Source organism: Vineibacter terrae, assembly GCF_008039615.1.
Taxonomy (GTDB): Bacteria; Pseudomonadota; Alphaproteobacteria; order Reyranellales; family Reyranellaceae; genus Vineibacter; species Vineibacter terrae.
On sequence record NZ_VDUZ01000083.1, the window covers coordinates 1 to 23,669 of the forward strand.

22 protein-coding genes are annotated in these 23,669 nt (G+C 66.8%); 16 read left to right on the top strand and 6 right to left on the bottom strand.

Annotated features, from left to right (window positions below; genetic code table 11):
* Positions 1 to 324 precede the first annotated feature (324 nt).
* From FHP25_RS42155 to FHP25_RS39090, 6 genes are all read left to right on the top strand, one after another.
* A complete protein-coding gene (locus tag FHP25_RS42155; RefSeq protein ID WP_147852425.1) occupies positions 325 to 558 on the top strand; it encodes a colicin E3/pyocin S6 family cytotoxin in 234 nt (77 codons plus the stop codon).
* Between the two features lie 408 nt (positions 559 to 966).
* Positions 967 to 1,872, top strand: a complete 906-nt coding sequence (locus FHP25_RS39070; RefSeq protein ID WP_147852426.1) for an ImmA/IrrE family metallo-endopeptidase — start codon at positions 967 to 969, stop codon at positions 1,870 to 1,872.
* 197 nt (positions 1,873 to 2,069) lie between these two features.
* Complete coding sequence (locus tag FHP25_RS39075; protein WP_147852427.1) at positions 2,070 to 3,326, top strand: thiolase C-terminal domain-containing protein; 1,257 nt, start codon at positions 2,070 to 2,072, stop codon at positions 3,324 to 3,326.
* Between the two features lie 172 nt (positions 3,327 to 3,498).
* On the top strand, positions 3,499 to 4,020 hold the full coding sequence (locus tag FHP25_RS39080; RefSeq protein ID WP_178134118.1) for a Zn-ribbon domain-containing OB-fold protein: 522 nt from the start codon (positions 3,499 to 3,501) through the stop codon (positions 4,018 to 4,020).
* 394 nt (positions 4,021 to 4,414) lie between these two features.
* Complete coding sequence (locus tag FHP25_RS39085; RefSeq protein WP_178134119.1) at positions 4,415 to 5,191, top strand: C13 family peptidase; 777 nt, start codon at positions 4,415 to 4,417, stop codon at positions 5,189 to 5,191.
* A gap of 436 nt (positions 5,192 to 5,627) precedes the next feature.
* Positions 5,628 to 7,337, top strand: coding sequence for a heparinase II/III family protein (locus FHP25_RS39090; RefSeq protein ID WP_147852430.1), 1,710 nt, complete (start codon positions 5,628 to 5,630; stop codon positions 7,335 to 7,337).
* Here the strand turns inward: FHP25_RS39090 and FHP25_RS39095 are convergent.
* A complete protein-coding gene (locus FHP25_RS39095) occupies positions 7,334 to 8,182 on the bottom strand; it encodes a hypothetical protein (RefSeq protein WP_147852431.1) in 849 nt (282 codons plus the stop codon). The two genes, FHP25_RS39090 and FHP25_RS39095, sit on opposite strands and share 4 nt — an antisense overlap.
* 188 nt (positions 8,183 to 8,370) lie before the next feature.
* Here FHP25_RS39095 and FHP25_RS39100 point away from each other — a divergent pair, with 188 nt between their 5' ends.
* Entirely contained in the window at positions 8,371 to 8,559 is a 189-nt protein-coding gene (locus FHP25_RS39100) for a hypothetical protein (RefSeq protein ID WP_147852432.1), read from the top strand.
* Between the two features lie 5 nt (positions 8,560 to 8,564).
* On the opposite strand, the gene FHP25_RS39105 is transcribed toward FHP25_RS39100, so the two are convergent.
* Positions 8,565 to 8,987, bottom strand: a complete 423-nt coding sequence (locus tag FHP25_RS39105) for a PIN domain-containing protein (RefSeq protein ID WP_147852433.1) — start codon at positions 8,985 to 8,987, stop codon at positions 8,565 to 8,567.
* Positions 8,984 to 9,232, bottom strand: coding sequence for a FitA-like ribbon-helix-helix domain-containing protein (locus FHP25_RS39110; RefSeq protein ID WP_147852434.1), 249 nt, complete (start codon positions 9,230 to 9,232; stop codon positions 8,984 to 8,986). Before FHP25_RS39110 ends, FHP25_RS39105 begins: the two co-directional genes overlap by 4 nt.
* A gap of 210 nt (positions 9,233 to 9,442) precedes the next feature.
* On the opposite strand from FHP25_RS39110, the gene FHP25_RS39115 reads away from it, so the two are divergent.
* From FHP25_RS39115 to FHP25_RS39125, 3 genes are all read left to right on the top strand, one after another.
* The gene (locus tag FHP25_RS39115) at positions 9,443 to 10,288 is read left to right on the top strand and encodes an AAA family ATPase (protein WP_147852435.1); all 846 of its coding nucleotides are present in this window, start codon (positions 9,443 to 9,445) and stop codon (positions 10,286 to 10,288) included.
* A 160-nt stretch (positions 10,289 to 10,448) separates the two neighbouring features.
* The gene (locus FHP25_RS39120) at positions 10,449 to 11,630 is read left to right on the top strand and encodes a vWA domain-containing protein (protein ID WP_147852436.1); all 1,182 of its coding nucleotides are present in this window, start codon (positions 10,449 to 10,451) and stop codon (positions 11,628 to 11,630) included.
* Between the two features lie 106 nt (positions 11,631 to 11,736).
* Positions 11,737 to 12,123: an endonuclease domain-containing protein gene (locus tag FHP25_RS39125; RefSeq protein WP_147852437.1), complete on the top strand. Its 387-nt coding sequence runs from the start codon at positions 11,737 to 11,739 to the stop codon at positions 12,121 to 12,123.
* A 295-nt stretch (positions 12,124 to 12,418) separates the two neighbouring features.
* Here the strand turns inward: FHP25_RS39125 and FHP25_RS39130 are convergent, their stop codons facing one another.
* The 3 genes from FHP25_RS39130 to FHP25_RS39140 all read right to left on the bottom strand — a co-directional run bounded on the left by FHP25_RS39130 (position 12,419) and on the right by FHP25_RS39140 (position 15,117).
* A complete protein-coding gene (locus tag FHP25_RS39130) occupies positions 12,419 to 13,414 on the bottom strand; it encodes a Bug family tripartite tricarboxylate transporter substrate binding protein (RefSeq protein WP_147852438.1) in 996 nt (331 codons plus the stop codon).
* Between the two features lie 102 nt (positions 13,415 to 13,516).
* Positions 13,517 to 14,347: an aspartate dehydrogenase gene (locus FHP25_RS39135; protein WP_147852439.1), complete on the bottom strand. Its 831-nt coding sequence runs from the start codon at positions 14,345 to 14,347 to the stop codon at positions 13,517 to 13,519.
* A 137-nt stretch (positions 14,348 to 14,484) separates the two neighbouring features.
* Positions 14,485 to 15,117: a glutathione S-transferase family protein gene (locus FHP25_RS39140; RefSeq protein WP_218578963.1), complete on the bottom strand. Its 633-nt coding sequence runs from the start codon at positions 15,115 to 15,117 to the stop codon at positions 14,485 to 14,487.
* Between the two features lie 327 nt (positions 15,118 to 15,444).
* On the opposite strand from FHP25_RS39140, the gene FHP25_RS39145 reads away from it, so the two are divergent.
* The 6 genes from FHP25_RS39145 to exbB form a co-directional block, all read left to right on the top strand.
* Positions 15,445 to 17,703, top strand: coding sequence for a TonB-dependent receptor (locus tag FHP25_RS39145; RefSeq protein ID WP_178134120.1), 2,259 nt, complete (start codon positions 15,445 to 15,447; stop codon positions 17,701 to 17,703).
* A 70-nt stretch (positions 17,704 to 17,773) separates the two neighbouring features.
* Positions 17,774 to 18,895, top strand: coding sequence for an alpha-hydroxy acid oxidase (locus FHP25_RS39150; protein ID WP_147852442.1), 1,122 nt, complete (start codon positions 17,774 to 17,776; stop codon positions 18,893 to 18,895).
* 422 nt (positions 18,896 to 19,317) lie between these two features.
* A complete protein-coding gene (locus FHP25_RS39155; RefSeq protein WP_147852443.1) occupies positions 19,318 to 21,516 on the top strand; it encodes a TonB-dependent receptor in 2,199 nt (732 codons plus the stop codon).
* A 14-nt stretch (positions 21,517 to 21,530) separates the two neighbouring features.
* Positions 21,531 to 22,040, top strand: coding sequence for a DUF3016 domain-containing protein (locus tag FHP25_RS39160; protein WP_147852444.1), 510 nt, complete (start codon positions 21,531 to 21,533; stop codon positions 22,038 to 22,040).
* A 61-nt stretch (positions 22,041 to 22,101) separates the two neighbouring features.
* Positions 22,102 to 22,785 (top strand): Fe2+-dependent dioxygenase, encoded by a 684-nt coding sequence (locus tag FHP25_RS39165; RefSeq protein WP_147852445.1) that lies wholly within the window; start codon positions 22,102 to 22,104, stop codon positions 22,783 to 22,785.
* Between the two features lie 208 nt (positions 22,786 to 22,993).
* The coding region (gene exbB, locus FHP25_RS39170; RefSeq protein ID WP_147852446.1) for a tonB-system energizer ExbB at positions 22,994 to 23,669 on the top strand (676 nt) is incomplete at its 3' end.

The window sequence follows — 23,669 nt, forward strand, 5'->3', positions numbered from 1 at the left end:
AGCATAAAAGGCACTTGGTCTTCACTACAGCCGCTCGCCGACCGACACCCCTTGAAATGATTCGCGTTTTCACACTTTCCAACCTCAAAATTGCCGTTTCAGCCCTCCAGTTGGGAAAGTTGGGCTAAGAGGACCGCATTCTTGGTCAGTCTGTCGCAGAGGAGGCAGCGCTGTGAGCATAAACCTCACGCCCAGGATCTCATAAAGCGGTTGGAGCAGCAGTACGCATGACTGTGGGCGCCGGGGCTTTGTGCACGCGATAATTGCGCAAGCTCCATTATATTGCTATTATGCGCAAAAATCTACTGTTGGTACCCGAGAGTTATGGCCGGGAAGCCGATTCCGCATCCCTCAATACTGGATGAGTTCGAAAAGCTAGGAGCTCGGGATGGAGTTCAGCGTTGGCGGAGTCATGGTGGAAAACGATTGTACGAATGGGATGCCCTCCATGGAGAAGTTGAGGTCTATGATAGGAGAGGGAACCATCTTGGCGCTCTTGATCCGCATACCGGCGATTTGATCAAGACAGCCCGGAAGGGACGAAGGATCGATGTCTAAATCGCATCAAAAATCGTTCGTTGAGCTTTGCCTTGAGGGCGACGCTCTAATGGATGAGATAGATGACTACGTTGCGGAATGGCATCGTAGCTCCTCAAAGCTGTCAGACATCCATCAATTCTTGGGTATGACTCGAGACGAATATGCCTTGTGGGTTAGCGAGCCTGACTCGCTAGCTTACATTGTTGCGGCTCATCGGCAGAATAGACCCGTCCGATCAGTGGTAGAGGAAATAAATAGACTTCCAATGGCTGCGCGTGCAGCTGACCAGAGACAAGCCGAGCGTGTAATGGAATGGCTTAAACGCCACCTTCATAAGTCGCGCTAGCCGTGGCGCTTAATTCAGCAGAAGTGAAAATTGCGAGGCGGGTAATTAAACGACACTCGCTAAGTCCTCCAGTCGATGTGATGAAGCTTGCCTGTAAATACGCTGATGTAAAGGAGATACACATACCGTACAAAGTCGATGGTATTACCTTGGACCTCAAGGTTCCGAAAAAGCGACCCAAAATCTTCTTGAACTCATCTGCCAGTCAAAATCGGAAGCGTTTCACTACAGCGCATGAATTGGGCCATATCCTAATTCCATGGCATGTCGGCAACATCATCGATATTACAAGCGACGCGCCACGGGACGGTGTTTACGATGACTACTGGACCATTGAAACGGAGGCAAATAACTTCGCGTCTGAGTTGTTAATGCCCACAGACTGGCTAAGAGGATTCATCAAAAACAATGACGATCCGGAAGAATTGACTAAAATGATTTGCTCGAAAGCGGGTGTTTCTTCGGTTGCAGCCACAATCAAGCTGGTGAACACATTGTCGGCCGGTTTCGTCTACGCGCAGGTTGATCGCGATGGAACAGTTGCGACATCCGGCAGAACATCCGGGACTGTCGCTTCGTCACTTCCATGGGGAACTTCAATTGACGATCCAACGAAGCTGTTTGCATCAGCCGTTCGCCGTTTTGATTTTACAATAGGTTCCAGCAGATTTTTCTGGTGGAATTTCGCTCATTCTATTCCCTTGCCGCGATCCACTAGAGGAGAGGATTGGCGCACGCTACTTAATACTATTGTGAGCGACGCGGGATATGATGGGGACCGTGCCGCAGCGCTGAAGAGATCAGTGAACGGCACAATTGCATATGCAAATGGCAGAAGCCAAGGAGCCGATAGAAACCAAGAAGCCGTTTATGCGGCTTGCCTTCAGCGGTTCCAGAGTAATACGGAAATGGAAAAGATTCGCGCCCATCGTTTGTTCAAGCAATTCCTTGGTGCAAGGATTCGAGCGCTATTTGACGGCAAATAACACAAACCGGTCGATACTACGGCGGTCTCGTGGTCGCCCGAGCCATTCGCTGACAGTCGAGCCGGAGAACGAGGCTTTCCGCATCGCGGGCAGCACACCAGCCTTGCACTAGCGCCGGAGCACACCCCCGCCCGATCCTGTCTATCGTGGCGCGCCGTTCCCCGAGGGCGGTGCCGTAACCGCGAGGGAGGACCGCCGTGCCGCTGCCGGCTGACACCGATACCACCAGCCCGAAATACCTGCGCGACAAGTACGCCATCGTCGGCGTCGGCGAGACCACCTACACGCGCGGCTCGGGCCGCACGACGCGGGCGCTGGGCACCTGGGCGGTGCGCAACGCCATCGCCGACGCGGGCCTGAAGCCCTCCGACATCGACGGCATGCTGTCCTACCAGTCGGGCGACTCGACCTTCTCGACCTTCATCGCCGGCGACCTCGGCATCCGGCTCAACTTCTACATGGACGTGTTCGGCGGCGGCTCCTCGACCGAGGCGCTGGTCGGGCTGGCCATCGGCGCCATGGAAGCCGGCATGTGCAAGGCGGTGGTGATCTTCCGCGCGATGAACGGGTTTTCGCAGGTGCGCATCGGCGGCACCGGCGCGCGCGCCGTGGCGCCCGTGTCGGGCGACATGCTGCATGGCCGCGCCTATGGCTGGCAGAGCGCCGGCCAGATGTTCGCGCCGTCCTTCATGCGCCACATGCACGACTACGGCACCCGCCCCGAGCAGGTCGCCGCCGTCAAGGCGATCCACAGCGAGCACGCCTCGAACAACCCCAAGGCCTATTACAAGGAGCGCCTCACGGTCGAGGACGTGCTGGCCAGCCGCATCATCTGCAAGCCGCTGCACCTGCTCGACTGCTGCGTCGAGACCGACAACGGCACCGCCATCGTCGTCACCAGCGCCGATCGCGCCCGCGACTGCAAGCACCACCCGGTGCTGATCCGCGGCGTGGTCGGCCGCTGCAACAAGCCGCGCCTGGACATGCACTACCAGCACGGCCCCATCTCGACCGTGGCCGGCCGCTATGCGCGCGAGATCCTGTGGCCCAATGCAGGCGTCGGACCCGAGGATGTCGACATCACCGGCTCCTACGACGCCTTCACCTTCACCACCATGCTGCAGCTGGAGGATTACGGCTTCTGCAAGAAGGGCGAGGGCGGCGACTACGTCAGCAACGGCACCATCCGCCTGGGCGGCCGGCGGCCCAACAACACCAGCGGCGGCCATCTCTGCGAAGGCTACACGCACGGCGTCAACATGGTGGTCGAGAACGTGCGCCAGCTGCGCCACGACGTCGACGATTCCTGCCCCATCGGCCCCGACGGCAAGCGCCAGCACACCTACGACTACCGCCAGGGCGGCTGCCGGCAGGTCAAGAATTGCGAGGTCTCGGCCAATCTCGGCTGGGCCAATCCGGGCACCGGCTCGGCCATGGTCATGCGGCGCGGTTGACTGAACTACCTTCCCCCGCGCCGCGGGGGAAGGTGGCGCGCAGCGCCGGATGGGGGTGCCTGGCGGTCAGACGGAGTCTGTATCAGGCGCCCCCCATCCGCCCTTCGGGCACCTTCCCCCGCAGGCGGGGGAAGGTATTGGAATTGTCCCCAGCGGGGAGGAGAGACAATCAATGGCCATCCAGGCTGACTATCTCGGCATGCCGCTCGACATCAACGACCTCGATGTCGAGAACCTGGCGTACTTCAAGCATTGCGCCGCGCACCAGTTCCACCTGCAGCGCTGCGATGCCTGCGGGCTGTTGCGCTACCCGCCGACCACGGCCTGCCCGTGGTGCGCCAGCCCCGACTCGAGCTGGGTGCCGGTCGAGGGACGCGGCGCGGTGCACTCCTATACCGAGGTGCATCACGCCATCCAGCCGGCGTTCAAGAAGCACACGCCCTACCTCGTCCTGGTGGTCGATCTCGACACCCAGAAGGGCAAGCCCACCGAGGACGAGGCGCTGCGCGTGCTCGGCAACCTGGTGACGCCGGACGGCGTGCTGGCGCCGCCCGACATGGTGCGCAAGGTCGGCATCGGCACGCGCGTGCGCATGGTCTTCACCGACGTCGCGCCCGGGCTCGCCCTGCCGCAATGGACCATCGACGAGGACGCGAAGCAGCCGGCCAAGCCCTGGCGCTACCCGCAGGAGTGACGGCGAGGCACCGTCTACCTTCCCCCGCTTGCGGGGGAAGGTGGCGCGAAGCGCCGGATGGGGGTGCTTCAACGGAGACGGTGCATCCCATCGTGCATCGACATTAGTTGCAACGTCCCCCATCCGCCCTTCGGGCACCTTCCCCCGCAAGCGGGGGAAGGTAGACGCTGCGAACCACGAAACGCCCGACTCAAGCCCTGAGTCGGGCGTTTTCGTTTGGCGGTCGTGAATCGAGCGCGAAATCCGAGATGCCTCGCGGACCTGAAGCGAATCCGACTTGAGATATTTGGTCAAGCTGTGAACAATCTTGCCTATATTCTTCGTATAGGCATTTAAGCCAATGAATTTGTTTAGTTATTTCGCGCGCGTAGCGTGCGCCGCCGGATTGTGCGCGATGGCCGCGCTGGCGGCCGGCGGGTCGGCATCGGCGCAGACCAGCAACCTCGCGATGCGCACCACGGAGCCGCTGGACTCGCGTCCGGCGGCGCCTGCCGTGACGCGCGGCATCCTGCCGGCGGCCGCGTCGTGGAAGGCGCTGCTGGTCGGCGGCAACCACCTGATCGACAACTACAACAACGCCGCCACGGACCTCGCGGCGCGGCTGCGCGAGCACGGCGTGCACCGCGTCGCGGTGCTGCATTCGCTGGGTCCGCAGGCCGGCGACGCGGTGCCGGCGGCGCGCCGCAAGGATATGCGCCGGGCGATGACCGCGCTGGGCACGACCGCCGCCGACACCTGCCTGTTCTTCATCTCCTCGCACGCCAACCAGCGCGGCATCTACCTGTCGGCCGAACGCGGCTATCTCAGCCCCCGCGACCTCTCGAGCATGATCGACGCCGAATGCGGCGACAGGCCCACGGTGCTGATCCTGTCCGGCTGTGACACCGGCACGTTCATCACCTCGTCGCTCAAGGGCGACAACCGCATCATCCTGACCGCCTCGGCGCGCGGACGCGTGTCCTACGGCGCCACCACGTCGGACCGCTACGTCAATTTCGACCGCTGCATGATCAAGGCGGTGGACGAGGGCGCCGGCACCTGGCGCGACGTGTTTGCACGCACGCAAACGTGTGTGAGCGAACGAGAGAGAATGCTGGGCGTCGAGCCGTCGGAGCCGCAAGCTTGGTTCGGCTCAGGCGTGTCGCAGCTGGCGGTGCCCGGACGGTCCTGACGCGCAACCAGTACCACGAGACGCCGTTCCCGATCGCCCCCTTGAGGCCGCCCAGGGGGCCGTAGGGAACAGCAGGCGCCGGAGCGCTTCACGCGCTTCCGGCGCCTTTTTTGCTCTCCTCTCCCGCACGCGGGAGAGGAAGGGGCCCATCACGTCAGCAGCCTGCCCTGAGCCTGCCGAAGGGATGGGAAGGTGAGGGCGGCAGACGAGGCGCCTCGTCCTTGGGCCCTCACCCGCCAAGCGCTGCGCGCTTGTCGACCTCTCCCGCATGCGGGAGAGGTGAAAATCCGCAAACCTTGCCGCGGACTCCCTCAGATGTTACCTGACGTCACGGCGGTACCGCTTTTGTTTCCCGGGCGGTGGCGTGGCGCCGGCACCGTCGCCGGTACGGCGGGATCTCCGAGTCGGGGTGACGATGACCGGAGCGGCAGGCCTCATGTCCAAGTCCGCGGCAAGCTCTGAGACGCCGGAAGGCGGTGCTGCAGCCGGCATTCCCGTGCGCCAGCTCGGGCAGGCGGCACGCGAGGTCTGGTATCGCTCGCCGCTCTATAGCCTGTCCCTGGGCGGACGGCCGCCGGCGGCGTTCCTGGCCGTGGCGCCCGACCCGTGGCCCGGCGACGCGGCGCGCGCCGAGGCCCTGCTGTCGGGCCGGCTGATGGTCGCCGGCCGCACCGCCAACCTGGCGCCCGATCCCTGGCACCGGCCCGGCGCCGATCCGCTGTGGCTGGCCGGCCTGCACGCGTTCGACTGGCTGCGCGACCTGCGCGACCATGGCGGCACCGACGGCGCGCGCCTGGCGCTGCGCGGCGTCGAGGACTGGGTCGCGGCCAACAGAAGCTGGTCGCCCATCGCCTGGCGCGACGACGTGCTGGCGGCGCGCGTGGTCAACTGGGTGCGGCACTACGATTTCCTGGCCGCCGAGGCGCCGTCCGACTTCACGGCCCGGTTCGTCGACAGCCTGGCGCGCCAGCGCCGCCACCTGGAGCGGCGGCTGGGGCAGGCGGCCAACGGCGCCCACGGCCTGGCGCTGCTGAAGGCCGCGATCGTGCTCGACGCCGCCTTCGTGCGCGGCGACCAGAACCGCGAGCGGCGGCTGGCGCGCACCACCACGCGCCTGGCGGCGGCGCTGCCCAGGATCGTGCTGCCCGACGGCACCGTCGCCGACCGCAACCCGCAGGCGCAGCTGGCGGCATTGCGCGACCTGATCGACATCAGGTCGGTGCTGGTCTCGGCCGAGCGGCCGGCGCCGGCGGCGCTGCAGGACGCGATCGACCGCGCCGCGCCCATGCTGCGCTTCCTGCGCCATGGCGATGGCGGGCTGGCCCTGTTCAACGGCGCCGATGCCGGCGACCCGGCGGCGATCGACCTGGTGCTGGCGCGCTCGGGCAACGGCGCGCGGGCGCCGGCGGATGCGCCGCAGGGCGCCTTCGTGCGGCTCGCGGCCGGCCCGGCGCTGGTGCTGATCGACGCCGGCGCGCCGCCGGGCAAGGGCCTCGACCTGGAGACCCATGCCGGCACCCTGTCGGTCGAGTTCTCGGTCGGCGCCGAGCGCGTGTTCGGCAATTGCGGCGCCTATGCCGGGCTGTCGGACGACTGGCGCTACATGATGCGCTACACGGCCGCGCATGCCACGGCCATCATCGCCGACACCAACTCCTCGGAGCTGATCCAGGGCGGCGGCCTCGAATACCCGGCCAGCAACGTGCATGCGACGCGCGCAGAACAGGATGGCGCCACGTGGCTGGAGGCCAGCCATGACGGCTACCGCTCCCTGTTCGGCGTCACCCACAAGAGGCGCCTGTGGCTGGCCGCCGACGGCGCCGATTTGCGCGGCGAGGACATGCTGGTGGGCAGCGACGGCAAGCCGGTCAAGCCCGCCGCCAGCGGCCGCAAGTTTGCGATCCGCTTCCACCTGCACCCTGACGTGAAGGCTTCGCTGGCTCAATCAGGCGCCAGTGCGCTCCTGCGTCTGCCCTCGGGCCAGGGCTGGAAGGTGCGCGCCAGCGGCGCCACCATGACCCTGGCCGAAAGCGTCTGGCTGGGCGACGGCCACCGCACCCGGCGCACGGCGCAGATCGCGCTGGTCGGCGGCCTGGGCCCCGACGGCGCCAAGGTGAAATGGGCCTTCACCAAGGTCGAGGGCTAATCCTGCATGATCTCGACCGTGCCGTCGTAAGGCGAGGCCACGGCAGGGATGGCCGGCGCGCCGGGCGGCACCGCGTACACCAGCCCGCCGATGCTGGCCATGTTGGCGGCGTTGTTCACGAGGACGGCGGGGATGTTGTTGTTCGGGATGTTGGGCAGGTCGGGTCCGATGGTTGCCATCGTCGCCGGCGTCAGCGCCGGCGTCGCCTGGATCCAGGCGGGTGTCCCGGCAACCGCGGCCGGTGGCCAGGCCCACAGGCCCGGGGCGGGCTTCGGCAAGGTCACGATGCGCCAGGTGACCCTGATCATGTTCGGGGCATAGGAATAGAGATTCCCGGCCGCCGCCGGCGGCGCCGCCCAGGGATCGATCGAGGCCTGCACCCAGTATTGCAGCCCATACCAATAGTTGTTGTGCCCGCCATTGTTGTTCTTGTCGAAGGCCCGGAAGTTCTGGAGGTAGGTCTTCATGCGGCCCTCGACCCATTTGTGGTTCGCATTGCCGCCGGAGGTCATGGGGGTGAGGTTGGCCCAGCTCGCGCCGCTGCCCTCCCATTCGCCATTGATCAGATGGGCCCGGACCCAGGTCTGATTGCCATCCTGGGTGAAGCAGATGCCCGGCCCGCCGACACCGCCCCAGGGCAGGTCCCAACCCGCGCCAATCGCGCTCGGCGGGTTGTTGGTCGCGGCGCCGGGCATGGTCATGTCCGGGCCGAGCAAGGCGTAGGCGCTCGTGCCGCCCATGGACCTGCCGTGCCGGACCGCCAGCGCCCCGTGAGCCTCGTGACGCTTGGTGAACATGATCGAATCCGCGGTCCATTTGCCCGGGGCGTACTGGACTTTCGACATTCTCCTACTCCCTCATACGCTTGCTGGAGGGTCTGATCGTACCACTGTAGATGTTGCATCTAACCGTAGGATCGCCAAAGCCTTGTGGATGCAGGTGAGACCGAAACGCGTGGCTTGGTGCGCGGATATCCGCTCAGGTCTCCGCTCATCGCATGCATGGTCTTCGCGGATCGTTCCGCAGTGCGGCCATGCCTCCCGGTCCTGCGCTTGGCCAGGGCCGGAAGGTGCGCGCCAGCGGCGCCACCATGACCATGGCCGAAAGCGTCTGGCTGGGTGACGGCCAGCGCGTGCGCCGCACGGCGCAGATCGCGCTGGTCGGCGGCCTGGGCCCCGACGGTGCCAAGGTGAAATGGGCCTTCACCAAGGTCGGGGGCTAGCGAGGCTACGGCTTGCTCCAGGGATCGATGATCTCGATCCCGCAATCGACAAAGCCGGCGGCATCGCGTGTCGCCAGCGCGGCGCCGCGGGATGCGGCGATCGCCGCGATCTGCGCGTCCGCCTGAGAGATCGGGCGGCCGGCGTGGCGGCGTGCGGCCGCGATGCGCGCATAGGCAACCGCCGCCGGACTGTCGAAGGGCAGGATGCGGCCGGCGAAATCCTCGGCCAGCATCGCCTCGGCCTGGGTGATGAGCTGCTTCCGGCGGCGGCCTTCCGGCAGCAGGGCGAGGCCATAGCGCAGCTCGGCCTCGGTGATCGCGGCGATGAAGAGGCGTGCCGTCGGCTGGCGGCCCATCCAGCCTTCGACGGCGGTTGACGGCGCCGGCCGCATCAGCTCCGACAGGACGTTGGTATCGAGCAGGATCATTCGTCGAACGCGGGCGGCTCGCGCATCGGCTCGCGCGGCGCCTCCGGCAGGTCCACGCCGCCCAGCGGCGCGAACCGGGCCCGGATCGCGGCAGCCAGGTTCCCCGGCGGCGCCGGCTCCTGGTTGAGTGCCGTGCGCAGGATGTCGCGGGCCTCGTCCTCCATGGAGCGGCCGTGCATCGCCGCCTGAATGCGCAGCCGCGCCTTCAACGGCTCATCGAGATTGCGGATGGTGATGCTGGCCACCGGTCCCTCGCGCGCATTGCAATCAATGATGTTAAATTAATCAATGATTGCAAAACGTCAAGAGGCCGGCAATGCTGCGAGGTGATTGCATGCGTGCCCTCCGCGCAGAGTTCCGCATGGCGGCGATGTCTTTCGGGCCTTGGCTTGATTGCGTCCAATCCCGCTTCTACGCTGGCCGACGATCCGGAATGCGCGACTTGAGGCAGCGAGATGAAGTTTACGGGCACCAAGGACTATGTGGCGAGCGACGACCTGCGGGTCGCGGTCAACGCGGCGATCGCCCTGCAGCGGCCGCTGCTGATCAAGGGTGAGCCGGGCACCGGAAAGACGGTGCTGGCGCACGAGATCGCCAAGGCGCTGAACGCGCCGCTGATCGAGTGGCACATCAAGTCGACGACCAAGGCGCAGCAGGGCCTGTACGAGTACGACGCCATCACCCGCCTGCGCGACTCGCAGCTGGGCGACGAGCGTGTCAAGGACGTCAAGAACTACATCAAGAAGGGCAAGCTCTGGGAGGGCTTCACCGGCGCCACGCGCCCGGTGCTGCTGATCGACGAGATCGACAAGGCCGACATCGAGTTCCCCAACGACCTGCTGCTCGAGCTCGATCGCATGGAGTTCTTCGTCTACGAGACGCAGGAGACCATCAAGGCGACGCAGCGGCCGATCGTGGTCATCACCTCGAACAACGAGAAGGAGCTGCCCGACGCCTTCCTGCGCCGCTGCTTCTTCCACTACATCCGCTTCCCCGACCGCGAGACGATGACGCAGATCATCAACGTCCACTTCCCCGACATCCAGCGCAACCTGGTGCGGGAAGCGATGACGGTGTTCTACGACATCCGCGACGTGCCGGGCCTGAAGAAGAAGCCCTCGACCTCGGAGCTGCTCGACTGGCTGAAGCTCTTGATGGTCGAGGAGCTGCCGCCCGAGGCGCTGCGCAGCAAGGATTCGGCCAAGCTGATCCCGCCGCTGCACGGCGCCCTGCTCAAGAACGAGCAGGACGTGCACCTGTTCGAGCGCCTGGCGTTCATGGCGCGGCGCGAGAAGAGCTAGTCATACCTTCCCTCCCCCAACGCAGTTGGGGGAGGTGGCCGAAGGCCGGAGGGGGAGCCGACGTGGTCCATGCAGCTGACATCACGTTGGCTCCCCTCCGCCCCTTCGGGGCACCTCCCCAGCAAAGCTGGGGAGGAAAATGTGCCCAACGGAGGCTCCCATGTTCGTGAACTTCTTTCTGGAGCTGAAGCAACAGAAGGTGCCGGTCTCCATCAAGGAGTTCCTGGCGCTCATGGAGGCGATGGACAAGCACGTCGCCGACTACAGCGTCGATGATTTCTACTATCTGAGCCGCGCCATCCTGGTGAAGGACGAGCGCAACCTCGACAAATTCGACCGCGTCTTCGGCCATGTCTTCAAGGGCCTGGAGGCGTCGGCGGCCGAGGGCACGACGGCCGAGATCCCCGAGGAATGGCTGCGCAAGCTGGCCGAGAAGCTGCTGACCGACGAGGAGAAGGCGCAGATCGAGGCGCTGGGCGGCTGGGAAAAGCTGATGGAGACGCTGAAGAAGCGGCTCGAGGAGCAGCAGAAGCGCCACGAGGGCGGCAGCAAGTGGATCGGCACCGCCGGCACCTCGCCGTTCGGCGCCTACGGCTACAACCCCGAAGGCGTGCGTATCGGCCAGGACAAGAACCGCGAAGGCCGCGCCGTCAAGGTCTGGGACAAGCGCGAGTACAAGAACCTCGACGACACCGTCGAGCTGGGCACGCGCAACATCAAGATGGCGCTGCGCCGGCTGCGCAAGTTCACCCGCGAGGGCGCCGAGGTCGAGCTCGATCTGCCCGACACGATCCGGCGCACGGCCAACAACGCCGGCTACCTCGACATCAAGATGGTCCCGGAGCGGCGCAACAAGATCAAGCTGCTGGTGATGTTCGACATCGGCGGCTCGATGGACGCGCACATCAAGATCTGCGAGGAGCTGTTCTCGGCGGCACGCACCGAGTTCAAGCACCTCGAGTTCTTCTACTTCCACAACTGCCTGTACGAGAAGGTGTGGAAGGACAACCGCCGGCGCCACACGGATTTCATCCCGACCTGGCAGCTGATGCACACCTATCCCGCCGACTACAAGGTGGTGTTCGTGGGCGACGGCTCGATGAGCCCGTACGAGATCGCCTATCCCGGCGGCAGCGTCGAGCACTGGAACGAGGAGGCGGGCCAGGTCTGGATGCAGCGCATGACCGACCTCTACGAATCGTCGGTGTGGCTGAACCCGGTGCCCGAGCGGCACTGGCAGTACACGCCCTCGATCCAGCTGCTGAAGCAGCTGATGAGCGACCGCATGTACCCGCTGACGCTGGGCGGCCTCGACCAGGCCATGCGCGAGCTGAACCGGTAGGAGGCCGCCGCAAGCGGCGGCCGCGTCATTCCCTTCTCCCGCAAGCGGGAGAAGGTGGCTGCCGCGCAGCGGCAGCCGGATGAGGGCCCCAGGACGAGGTCCATCGATGGCTGACGCACCACGTCCACCCGCGCCGGTCCCCACCCACGCTTTGAAACGCACACGCGACCTGCGTCGCGACATGACCGATGCCGAGCGCCGCCTGTGGCACGCGCTGCGCGGCCGGCGCTTCGAAGGCGTGAAGTTCACCCGGCAATACGCGATCGGACCGTACGTCGTCGACTTCGTCTGCCGCGGCGCGCGCCTGATCATCGAGATCGACGGCGATCAACACGGCCGGGACGAGGGTGTCGCCGCTGACGACGCGCGCACGATGGTCCTCGAGCAGAACGGCTATCGTGTCATCCGCTTCTGGAACGCCGAGGTCCTGAAGAACCTCGATGGCGTGCTGCAGGTGCTGGGCGAGGCTCTCCGGGAGACACCGCGTCCTTGATCCCTCACCCTCCCATCGTGCTGGCGCACGATGGGCCCCTCCCTCTCCCGCAGGCGGGAGAGGGGGTTGCTTCCCTTCTCCCGCGAGCGGGAGAAGGTGGGCGTCGCGTTAGCGACGGCCGGATGAGGGCCCAAGGACGAGGTTCATCGTTGGCCGACGCGTCGCGACATGACCGACGTCAGGTGCTGGGCGAGGCTCTCCGGGAGCCGCCTCGTCCTTGATCCCTCACCCTCCCATCGTGCTGGCGCACGATGGGCCCCTCCCTCTCCCGCGAAGCGGGAGAGGGGCTGCTGTTCTACTGCGGCGTGATATTGAGGCGCTTCACGATATCCAGCAGGACCGGGCCTTCCTCGCGCACGATGCGGGTGAACTCCTTGTGGCCGATGGCGCTCTCGTCGATGCCGAAAGTGTCGAGGATGCCGCGGATCTTGGGCGAGGTGCCGCCCTCCACCATCAGCTCGGAGATGCGGTCGACGATCTCCTGCGGCATGCCCGCCGGCCCCAGCAGGCCGCCCCAGCCGGCGCGCACCTGGAATGCCGGTGAGGTCACGCCCTGCTCCAGGAAGGTCGCCACGTCGGGCAGCTTCTTCATGCGCGTGGTCAGCGGCACGGCGATCGGGCGGCCGGTGCCGGATTGCAGGACGCTCGCGCCGGCCAGGTAGCTGCCGCTGGCGGCCTGGATCGCGCCCGAGGCGAGGTCCTGCCACATCGGCGCCTCGCCGCGGTAGTGCACCGCCTCCATGTTGAGGCCGAACTGCCGGTTCAGCTCCGCGATCGCCATGTGCGAGTACGAGCCGATCGAGTAGCTGCCGACGCTGGCCTTGTTGGCGCGCGCCCAGGCGACGAACTCCTTGATGTTGGTGGCCGGCACCGATTTATGGACCACGAAGGGCAGGTGCCCGCCGCTGGTCATGGCGATGTAGACGAAGTCCTTCTCCGGATCGTAGGGCAGCGTCTTGTAGATCACGCGGTTCATCACGACCGTGGTCGTGATGGTGTAGAGCAGGGTGTAGCCGTCGGGCGCCGAGCGCGCGACAGCCTCGGCGCCGATGATGCCGGCGGCGCCGGCCTTGTTCTCGACGACGATCGGCTGGCCGAGCTTCTGCGACATGTACTCGCTGTGCGCGCGCGCCATGGTGTCGGTCAGGCCGCCGGCGGGGAAGCTCACGATGATGCGGATCGGCTTGGATGGCCATGTATCGGCGCGCGCGCCGGACGTGGCGCCCAGCGTCAGCGCCGCGGCGCCAGCGGCGCCCCCAAGGAAGCTGCGGCGGCTTGTGGTACCCATCATGTCTCCTGCCCGGTCGTCATTGCTGTCGACAGGCTGACGAAAAAGGCCAGCGCAAGCCAGACTCTCGGGCGCTGGATTCCATCTCTCGAAACAGCGCGGGCGCTATGTCCCGACGCGCAGCGGCGCGGTGAGGCCGCGCAGGCAGGCGATCACGGACAGCGCCGTGATGCGGCCGGTGCGCGGGTTCTCGGTGCTGGGCACGTTCTCGATGCGCAGGCTGAAGCGGGCGCTGTCGGCCTCGACCTCGATCGTGTGCACGTTGCGATCGACCGCCGGATCGGCCCAGATCTGCAGCCGCGTGCGCTCGGGGCCGATGCCGGCCAGGCCCAGCGCCGCCGCGACGTTGACATTGGCCGGGAAGCCGCGCGCGCCCTCCACGGCGTCGCCCTCGAAGACGCACTTGGCCTCGGTCAGGCCGGCAAGCGAGATGCCGTGCTCGACCAGCCAGGGCGCGCCCTCCAGGCCGCCGGGCGGCTTGCGCGTGATCATGGTGACGCGCTCGATGCGGCCTTCGGCCGCGGCGCGCACCGCATCGAGGCCCAAGAGCGCGCCGGTCGGCACGACGATGCGCGCGCCGGTCGTCTTGGCCCGCGCCACCAGCCCGAGATGCCGCAGCAGCGCGCCGGCGTTCACGGTCATGAACAGGCGGCCGGCGTCGACGACGCTGGTGGCCAGCGCCGGGAACGACGCCGACGGCGCGCAGTCGACGACGATGTCGGCCGCCTCGGCCAGGGCCGCGGCATCGAGCACCGCCGGCGCGCAGCGCAGCGTCGCGGCCTGCGCCGCGGTTTTGGCGGCGTCGCGGCCGGCGACGGCCACGAGCACGAGGCCCGGCAGGCCTGCATCGAGCGCCTGCGCCACCTTCAGGCCGATGGCGCCGAGGCCGGCGATGGCGACGCGCAGCGGCGCGTCTGGGGTCGGACGAACATCCATGTCGCGTCAAGCCAGAGCTTCATGGTGAGCATAGGTGAATGCGAAGCATTCACCGAGTCGAACCATGAAGCTGCACGCACTGACCATTGTGCAAGAGCCTTCATGGTTCGACAGGCTCACCATGAAGGCTTCCGGAACTACGCGCTGGCGCTGGGCCGCGCCTTCACGCGCGCGTGCCAGGCGACGATGTTCTTCAGCGCCGGATCGATCGGCTGCCCGACGCCGGCGAAGAAGTCGACGAAGCAGAACAGCAGGACGTCGGCCAGGGTGAAGCGGTCGCCGGCGATGAACTGCTTGCCTTCCAGCAGCTTGTCCAGCCAGGCGAGCTTCTCCTGCGCCGTCGCCTTCAGCCCGGCCGCGGCTTCGGGAATGCAGCGGATGCGGTTCTCGAACATCTTCAGCCCTTCGGCGAAGCGGAAGCCGTTGGCCATGGGCTCGCAGATGTTGAGGTCGACGCGGCGCGTCCACATATGGGTCTCGGCGCGCTGCTGCGGCGTGTCGCCGATCAGCGACGGCGTGTTCTTGTGCGTGTCGTCGAGGTACTCGCAGATCGCGGTGATCTCGGCCAGGATCGTGCCGTCGTCGAGCTCCAGCGCCGGCGATTGGCCCGACGGATTCTTGGCCAGATAGGGCTCGCGCCGGTTCTCGCCGCCGCGCAGGTCGACCTCGACCAGCGGCAGCTCGATGCCCTTCTCCTTCATGAACATGCGCACGACCTTGGGATTGGGTCCGATCGAGTTGTACAGGCGCATCGCGTTTCCTCGCTTCATCCGTTCATCGCAACGAGCCGAGTTTACCGGCATTCGCCCACCACAAGGCAAGCCCGGGCAATCGGGAATCTGACATCAATCTGACAAAACGGTTGAGTTGCGAATCGCTCTCAGTAAGAATGCGCCCTGAACAGCCAGCCCATTGGGGGCGCCGGGCGATCCTCGGCGTGGCAAAGGTCAAAAGGCCACGCCGTCCCGAACAGCAAGCCAGTCTGCACGGTCGCCGGCCGTCCACGGCCGGGACGCAGGATCGTGCGCGCTCACGTTGGGGACATGATGAGCTCGTCAAAGATTCCATTGTCATTGCGCAAGGCATCCCGCGGCGACATGGCGGGATTCGCCTCGATGATCGGCATGGCGCTCGGCAGCGCCGCCATGCCGGCGGCAGCCCAGGCGCTGCCGCCGGCGCCCGAGCAGCTGGCGCCGGTCACCGTGTCGGGCGACCGCCACGGCGACTACAAGGTCGACCGCGGCTCGTCGCCCAAGCTGACGGCGCCGCTGCTCGACACGCCGCAGACCATCACGATCATCCCCCAGACGGTCATCAAGGAGCAGGGCGCGCGCAGCCTGACCGACGTGCTGCGCAACACGCCGGGCATCAGCTTCAACGCCGGCGAGAACGGGTTCTCGACGTCGACCAACAACTTCAGCCTGCGCGGCTTCGACACCAGCGGCAGCATCTTCATCGATGGCTCGCGCGATTCGGGCAGCTACACCCGCGACATGTTCAACGTCGACAGGGTCGAGGTGTTCAAGGGGCCGGCCGCCGACAACGGCCGCGGCACGCCGGGCGGCTACATCAACATCGTGACCAAGAGCCCCGAGCGGCGCAACTTCGCCGCCGGCGACATCGCCTTCGGCTTCGACGAGTACGGCACCGAGTGGCGCAAGCGCGCCACCGTGGACGTCAACCGGATGATCACCGACCAGACGGCCGCGCGCCTGAACGTGATGCTGGAGGACAGCGGCGTGCCGGGCCGCGACGTGGCCAAGGACAAGAGCTTCGGCGTGGCGCCGTCGCTGGCCTTCGGCCTGGGCACGGATTTCCGGGCGTTCCTGTCGTATGAGTACGTCAAGCAGGACGACCGGCCCGATTGGGGCGTGCCCGGCGCCATGGTCAAGGGCCTGCGCACGTTCAACCCCACGACCCGCGGTGCCGATCGCGACAATTTCTACGGCCTGAAGTCGGACTACGACAGGACCGACTACCAGGCGCTGCTCGCGCGCTTCGAGTTCGATGTCGCCGACAATGTCACCATCAGCAACCAGACCCGCTGGGCGCGGGTCGATCGCGACGCCCGCTACACCGTGCCCACGGGCTACACCCAGGCGACGCGGCAGGTGAGCACGCAGATGCAGTTCTACGAGCGCGTGAACAGCACCGTCACCAACCTCACGAACGTGGCCGTCGACTTCAAGACCGGGGCGCTCGACCACACGCTGTCGGCGGGCCTGGAACTGACCCGCGAGTGGTCAGACGGCCGGCGCTTTCCGACCAACAATCCGGGGAGCACCAGCATCTTCGACCCCGACGACGGCCGCTTCGGCGCCTTCTCGCCGTCGGCGGCGGAGCGCAACAAGGTGCGGGTCGATACGGCGGCGCTGTACGCCTACGACACGGTCAAGCTCGGTCCGCAATGGGAGCTCACCGGCGGCCTGCGGCTCGAATGGTACCGCGTCAAGATCGACAGCAGGACGGCAGCCGGCGCATCGACCGGCGGCCTCGACGGCTACGACGAGTCGAAGCTCAGCCTCGGCGGCAAGCTGGGCGTGGTCTACAAGCCGGTCGAGAACGGCAGCCTCTACGCGGCGTTCGCCGTTGCCGCCCTGCCGCCGGGCTCCTACCTGTCGAACCCCGACATCTCGCGCACCGGCGACAACGCCTTCCCCGGCTTCGTCAACGGCGCCAAGGGCATCACGTCGTACAACTACGAGATCGGCGTCAAATGGAACTTCTTCAACGGACGCCTGTCGACCAACGCCGCCCTGTTCCGCACCGACAAGACGGGCGTGCCGATCAGCGGACGTGATGTCGGCGAGACGGTCGACAGCCTCAAGGGCTACGGCAGGCAGACCGTCCAGGGCATCGAGGTCGGCGTCGCCGGCGAGATCACGCCGGAATGGAAGGTCTTCGGCGGCTTCGCGCTGATGGACAGCAAGCGCAAGCACAGCGCCTATCTCGACGAGGTGCGCCGGCGCGCCAATCACGGCGACTACGGCAGCGTCAGCCGGACCGACGGCGACGAGCTGGCGTTCACGCCGCAATTCACCGGCAGCCTGTGGACGACATACCGCTTTCCGTTCGGCCTGACCGTCGGCGGCGGGGTGCAGCATGTCGGCGCGTCCTGGCTCGGCCGGCCGGACGATGCGCTGCGTATCATCCCCAACGGCGCCTTCGGCAAGCTGCCGGCCTACACGCTGTTCCACGCGATGCTGGCCTACGAGGTGACCGAGAACATCACCGTGCGCCTGAACGTCGACAACATATTCAACAAGCAGTATGCCGTTTCGACCAACTGGAACGGCAGCCGGGCAACGCTGGGCGCGCCGCGCACCTTCATGATCACGACGGGCTTCAGGTTCTGAGGCACGACATATCGGTCGGGCGTCTCGCCGACCACGGATGGACGCCCGATCAACGAGAACGTCACGCACAATGCCGCCGCTCCTGGACAAGCTGCAGCAGATACCGGCGGCCATCGCGGCCGTCGCGGACTACGAGGCCTTCGCGCGCGAGCGCGTGAGCGAGCAGGCCTGGGCCTATGTCGCCGGCGGGGTCGCCGACGAGCTGACCCTGCACGAGAACTGTGCCGCGTTCCAACGCCTGCGGCTGCGCAGCCGCATCCTGTGCGATCTCGCCGGCGGCGGCACGGCGCTGAGCCTGCTCGGACAGGACTTCGCCTTTCCGATCATGCTGGCGCCGGTGGCATTCCAGAAGCTGGTCCACCCGGAAGGCGAGCTGGCCACCGTCCTGGGCGCATCGGCGATGAATGCCGGCATGATCGTCAGCACGCAGGCGAGCGTGCCGCTGGAGGACATCGCACGGCAGGCGCAAGCGCCGCTGTGGTTCCAGCTCTACATCCAGCCCGACCGCGACTTCACGCGCCAGCTCGTGCGGCGGGCCGAAGCGGCGGGCTACCGGGCCCTGGTGGTGACGGCCGATGCGCCGGTCAGCGGCCTGCGCAACCGCGAGCAGCGGGCTGGCTTCGCGCTGCCGGCGGACGTGGAAGCGGTCAACCTGCGCGGCATGCGGCCGCTGCCGCCGCAATCCGGCGCCGCCGGCGGGGGCGTGCTGCTGGACGGCGCGCTGCTGGCGGCGGCGCCGACTTGGCAGGACGTGGCCTGGCTGAAGTCGCTGACGCGCCTGCCGGTGCTGGTCAAGGGCGTGATGGCGGCCGAGGATGCGCGCCGTTCCGTGGCCGAGGGGCTCGACGGGGTCATCGTGTCCAATCACGGTGGCCGCATCCTGGACACGCAGCCGGCGACCATCGAGGTCCTGCCGGAGATCGTCGATGCCGTCGGCGGCCGGATTCCCGTCCTGCTCGACGGCGGCATCCGCCGCGGCAGCGACGTGCTCAAGGCCCTGGCCCTGGGGGCGAAAGCCGTGCTGGTAGGGCGGCCATATGTGCATGGGCTGGCGGCCGCCGGCGCGGTCGGCGTCTGCCATGTCCTGCATATCCTGCGCGCCGAGCTCGAGATCGCCATGGCGCTCACCGGCTGCCGCGACGTCGACGCCGTCGGGCCGTCGGTGGTGCGGACCCGAGCGGCTTCTCCGTAATTAGATTTCTGACATGTACCTGACATTCCATATCGATCGTGAAGGATAGATATGTAACTCGATAACTTGCACTTGCGAATAATTCTCATTCAGATGAGGCCTGTCAGCCAGCCTTTCGGGGAGAGGTGGCGGGTCCCCGCCATGGCGCGCCAGGCGAAAGCCGGCGTCGCGCTCCCCGCTTCAATTCGGGGAGTTGGTAGCTATACTGCGAAAAACAGGATGTGACACACCAGTTGTTGCGCATGCGATTCAGTCGCATTATCGTGCCGGCATATCCAGCCAGCCGGTGGGGGGCTGCGCCCGAGTGGCGTCGGCAAGGCAGTGGCCTGATTCTGGTCCCGCCCCATTCCCGCTTCGCGAGCCAATGATCCTGGGACGCCGCCGGCCTTCGCGGCGGCGTCCGGCGCGCGCGAGGCTGCGGCATGTCGCAATCAAAGGCTCCTGTTTCCCTTCGTCCCATGGTGGCCGGCCGCGGCGGCGCCGTGGCCGGATTCGTCTCGACGCTCGGGCTTGCCCTCACCGCCGCACCCCTTGCGGCGATGGCGCAGGCGCCGACGCCACCGGCCAATCCCGAGCAGCTGCCGCCGGTGACGGTGTCGGGCGACCGCCAGCAAGGCGACTACAAGGTCGACCGCGCGAGCTCGCCCAAGATGCCCGAGCCGCTGCGCGACACGCCCAAATCCGTCGTGGTGATCCCCAAGGAGCTGATCAAGGAGCAGGGCGCCACCACGCTGCGGGACGTGCTGCGCACCACGCCCGGCATCAGCCTCAGCACCGCCGAAGGCGGGCTGGCGCTGGGCGACCGCATCACCATCCGTGGCTTCGATGCGCGCGGCGACATCTTCATCGACGGCATGCGCGATCCCGGCGTGACCTCGCGCGAGGCCTTCAATGTCGAGCAGGTCGAGATCGTGAAGGGGCCGGGCTCGGCCTATACCGGCCGCGGCGCCACCGGCGGCAGCGTCAACATCGTCACCAAGGCGCCGCTGGCGCGCAACCTCCACGCGGGCGACGTGACGTTCGGCACCGACGCCACCAAGCGTGTGACGGTCGACGTCAACCAGGTGATGGGCGACTTCGCCGCCATCCGGCTCAACGGCATGTGGCACGACGCCGACGTCGCCGAGCGCGACAAGGTGTTCCAGAAGCGCTGGGGCTTCGCGCCGTCGCTCACGCTCGGCATCCATTCGCCGACCAGGCTCACCTTGAGCTACTACCACCTGAGCACCGACGACTTGCCGGACTACGGCCATCCCTTCGATCTCACGCGCCAGCAGCCGCTGCGCGTCAGGCGCGACAATTTCTACGGCCTGACGCAGCGCGACTTCCGCCGCACCTCGGCCGACATCGGCACGGCGCTGCTCGAGCACCAGTTCAGCGACACCATATCCTTCCGCTCGCAGTTCCGGGTCGGCACCACCACCAACAAGTACGTCACGTCGGCGCCCGAGTTCGGCGCCGGGCAGCCGCCGGGCACGGTCAACGCCAACGCCAAGACACGCAACTCGCGCAATACCGCCTACGCCAACCAGACCGACCTGACGGTGAAGTTCGATACCGGCAGCCTCAGGCACACGCTCGTGACCGGCATCGACATCGCCCATGAGACGGCCGAGAACCACCCCTATCTGGTGACGCCCACGGCCGTCCGGCAGGATCTCTTCAACCCGACGCCGAGCCAGTTCTGGCTCGGCACCATCGCGCCGCAAGCGACCTTCACGCGCTTCATCAGCGACAGCAAGGCGATCTATGTCTTCGATAACGTCAGGATCAGCGAGCAATGGGAGGCGATGGCCGGCCTGCGGCTCGACAATTACCGCACCAAGTCCAAGGCCAATCCCGGCAATGCCGTGAACGGCTTGAAGAATAATTCGACGTTTCTCAACTGGCATGTGGGCGCCGTCTACAAGCCGCGGCCCAACGGCAGCATCTATGTCGCCGTCAGCTCCTCGTCCAACCCCAGCGGCGAGCAGTTCGACGGCGGCGCGGCCGATGGCGGCCTTGCCGCCGCCAATGCCAACCTGAAGCCGGAGCGCAACCTCAGCTACGAGATCGGCACGAAATGGGACGTGCTGGGCGAGCGGCTGTCGCTGACGGCGGCGCTCTTCCGCATCGACAAGACCAACGCGCGGGTGACGGCGCCCGGCGGCACGACCCAGGTGCTGGACGGCAAGCAGCGCGCCCAGGGAATCGAGCTGGGCGTTACCGGCAAGATCACCGACAAATGGAGCGCCTTCGGCGGCTTCACCTGGCTCGATACCGAAGTCGTGAAGTCACCGGTGCCGGGCACGAAAGGCGACCGCCTGCCCAATGCGGCCGACGTCACCTTCAGCCTGTGGAGCACCTACCAGATCACCGACCGGTTCACGGTCGGCGGGCTGGTCTACTATACGAGCGCGCGCTATGGCGGCACCTTCGCCGCCGGCCCGGCCCATGTGCCGGGCTACTGGCGCTTCGATGCCATGGCCAGCTACAAGATCACGGAGAACGTTGACGTGCGGCTCAACGTGCTCAATATCACCAACAAGCTCTATTACGACGCCATCTACCGCAGCACCACGCCGTTCGCCTTTGTCGGGCCGGGGCGTTCGGCGCTGCTGACCACCGCGTTCAAGTTCTGAGCCGGAGGGCTGTCATGCGAACACTGCGCTGCGTCTGCCTGTGCCTTGCCGTCGCCGGCTGGTCGGTGCCGGCGGCAGCGCAGGTGACCGTCGGCTTCGATCATCCCGAAGCCTACACCGATGCCGCGCTCTACCGCGACCATGGCGGCGCCAAGGCGCGCGAGCCGGCGATGCAGGGCATCCGCCAGCACCTGGAGCTTCTGGGGCAGCGCTACCTGCGGCCCGGCCAGAAGCTCACGGTCGAGATCCTCGATGTCGACCTCGCCGGCCGCTTCGAGCCCTGGCGGCCGCTGGCGACTGATGTCCGCTTCATGCGCGACGTGACCTGGCCGCGCATCAAGCTGCGCTATACGCTGCAGGACAATGGCGTCGTGCGGGCGACGCAGACCGAGACCCTGGTCGATCAGGCCTACCAGGGGCGTGCCGGCCCCTATCTGACGAGCGATCCTTTGCGCTATGAGAAGGCCATGCTCGAGGACTGGTTCCGCGCCCGCTTCGTGGACGGCCGGCCGCCCCGGCATTGACGACACGCGTCATCCCGCGCTGCGTTCGGGATGACGCGCGACCACAGAGGGATGTTGCGCGATGCTGCTGTGCCTGCCGGGCGTGCTCTCCAAGCAGCAGGTGGCCGAATGCCGCCGCATCGCGGCGGATGCCGAATGGATCGATGGCAGCGCCACCGCCGGCCAGCAATCGGCGCTGGTGAAGCGCAACATGCAGCTGCGCGAGGAATCGCCCCAGGCCAAGCGTATGGGCGACGTGGTGCTCGACGCGCTTGCCGCCAATCAGCTCTTCATCTCGGCGGCGCTGCCGCTGAAGATCCTGCCGCCGCTGTTCAACCGCTACCAGGGCGGCGAATCGTTCGGCACGCATGTCGACAACGCCATCCGCGCCGTCCGCGGCACGCCTTTCCGGCTGCGCACGGACCTGTCGGCGACGCTCTTCCTCTCCGAGCCGGAAGAATACGACGGCGGCGAGCTGACGGTGGAAGGCGCTTTCGGTGCACAGGAAGTGAAGCTGCCGGCCGGCGACATGGTGCTGTATCCGGCCAGCAGCCTGCATCACGTGAAGCCGGTGACGCGTGGCACGCGCATCGCCTCGTTCTTCTGGCTGCAGAGCATGGTGCGCGACGACGGCGAGCGCGCCTTGCTGTTCGATCTCGACAATGCGATCCAGGATCTCGCCCGGGACCAGGGCCTCGCCCATCCCGTCGCCGTCAGGCTGACCGGGATCTACCACAACCTGCTGCGCCGCTGGGCCGACGCCTGAGCGTGGGACATGGCCGGCGTCGGCTTGACGCATGACTGCGAGATTGCGACTGACTCGCAGTAGCGATAGTGTGCGAACGATCTTTCGCTCAATCCCCTTCCATCAAGGACTGTCGCATATGGCGCATGGTCGTGCCGATACACGTTCTGTCATCCCCAGCGCAGCGAGGGATCCAGGCGCCGCCCCTGGATCCCTTGCTGCGCTGGGGATGACAGGAGGTTTCTCGCTGCGCCGGGCGGCCAGGCAGGCGTGGCTGGTCGGGATGGGTCTGCTGCTCACCCTCGCGTCGCTGCCGGTGCGGGCGCAGGAGGCGACACCAGGCGCGCCGCCGCCGGCGCCGCCGGCGCTGCCGCCCGAGGCAGCCCCCGCCGTCGTGCCGACGGTGGCGCCGATCCTGCCGGTCGACCTGTCGCCCTGGGGCATGTTCCAGAGCGCCGACATCGTCGTGAAGGTGGTGATGATCGGTTTGGCGACGGCCTCGGTGCTCACCTGGACGGTGTGGCTGGCCAAGACCGTGGAGCTGGCGTCGGCGCGGCGCAAGGCGCGCCGGGCGCTGGCCGCGCTCGATGAGGTGCAGTCCCTGGCCGAGGCGACGGTGCGGGTCGGCAGCGAGCGCGCGACGGTGCCGGCGCTGGTGCGCGCCGCATCGACCGAGGTGCGGCTGTCGGGCGACCTGCTGGCCGAGGGCGTCAAGGAGCGGGTGGTGTCGCGGCTGGAGCGGATCGAGGCGGCGGCCGGCCGCAGCATGACGCGCGGCACCGGGATCCTGGCCACCATCGGCTCGACGGCGCCGTTCATCGGCCTGTTCGGCACGGTGTGGGGGATCATGAACAGCTTCATCGGCATCTCCAAGGCGCAGACGACGAACCTGGCGGTGGTGGCGC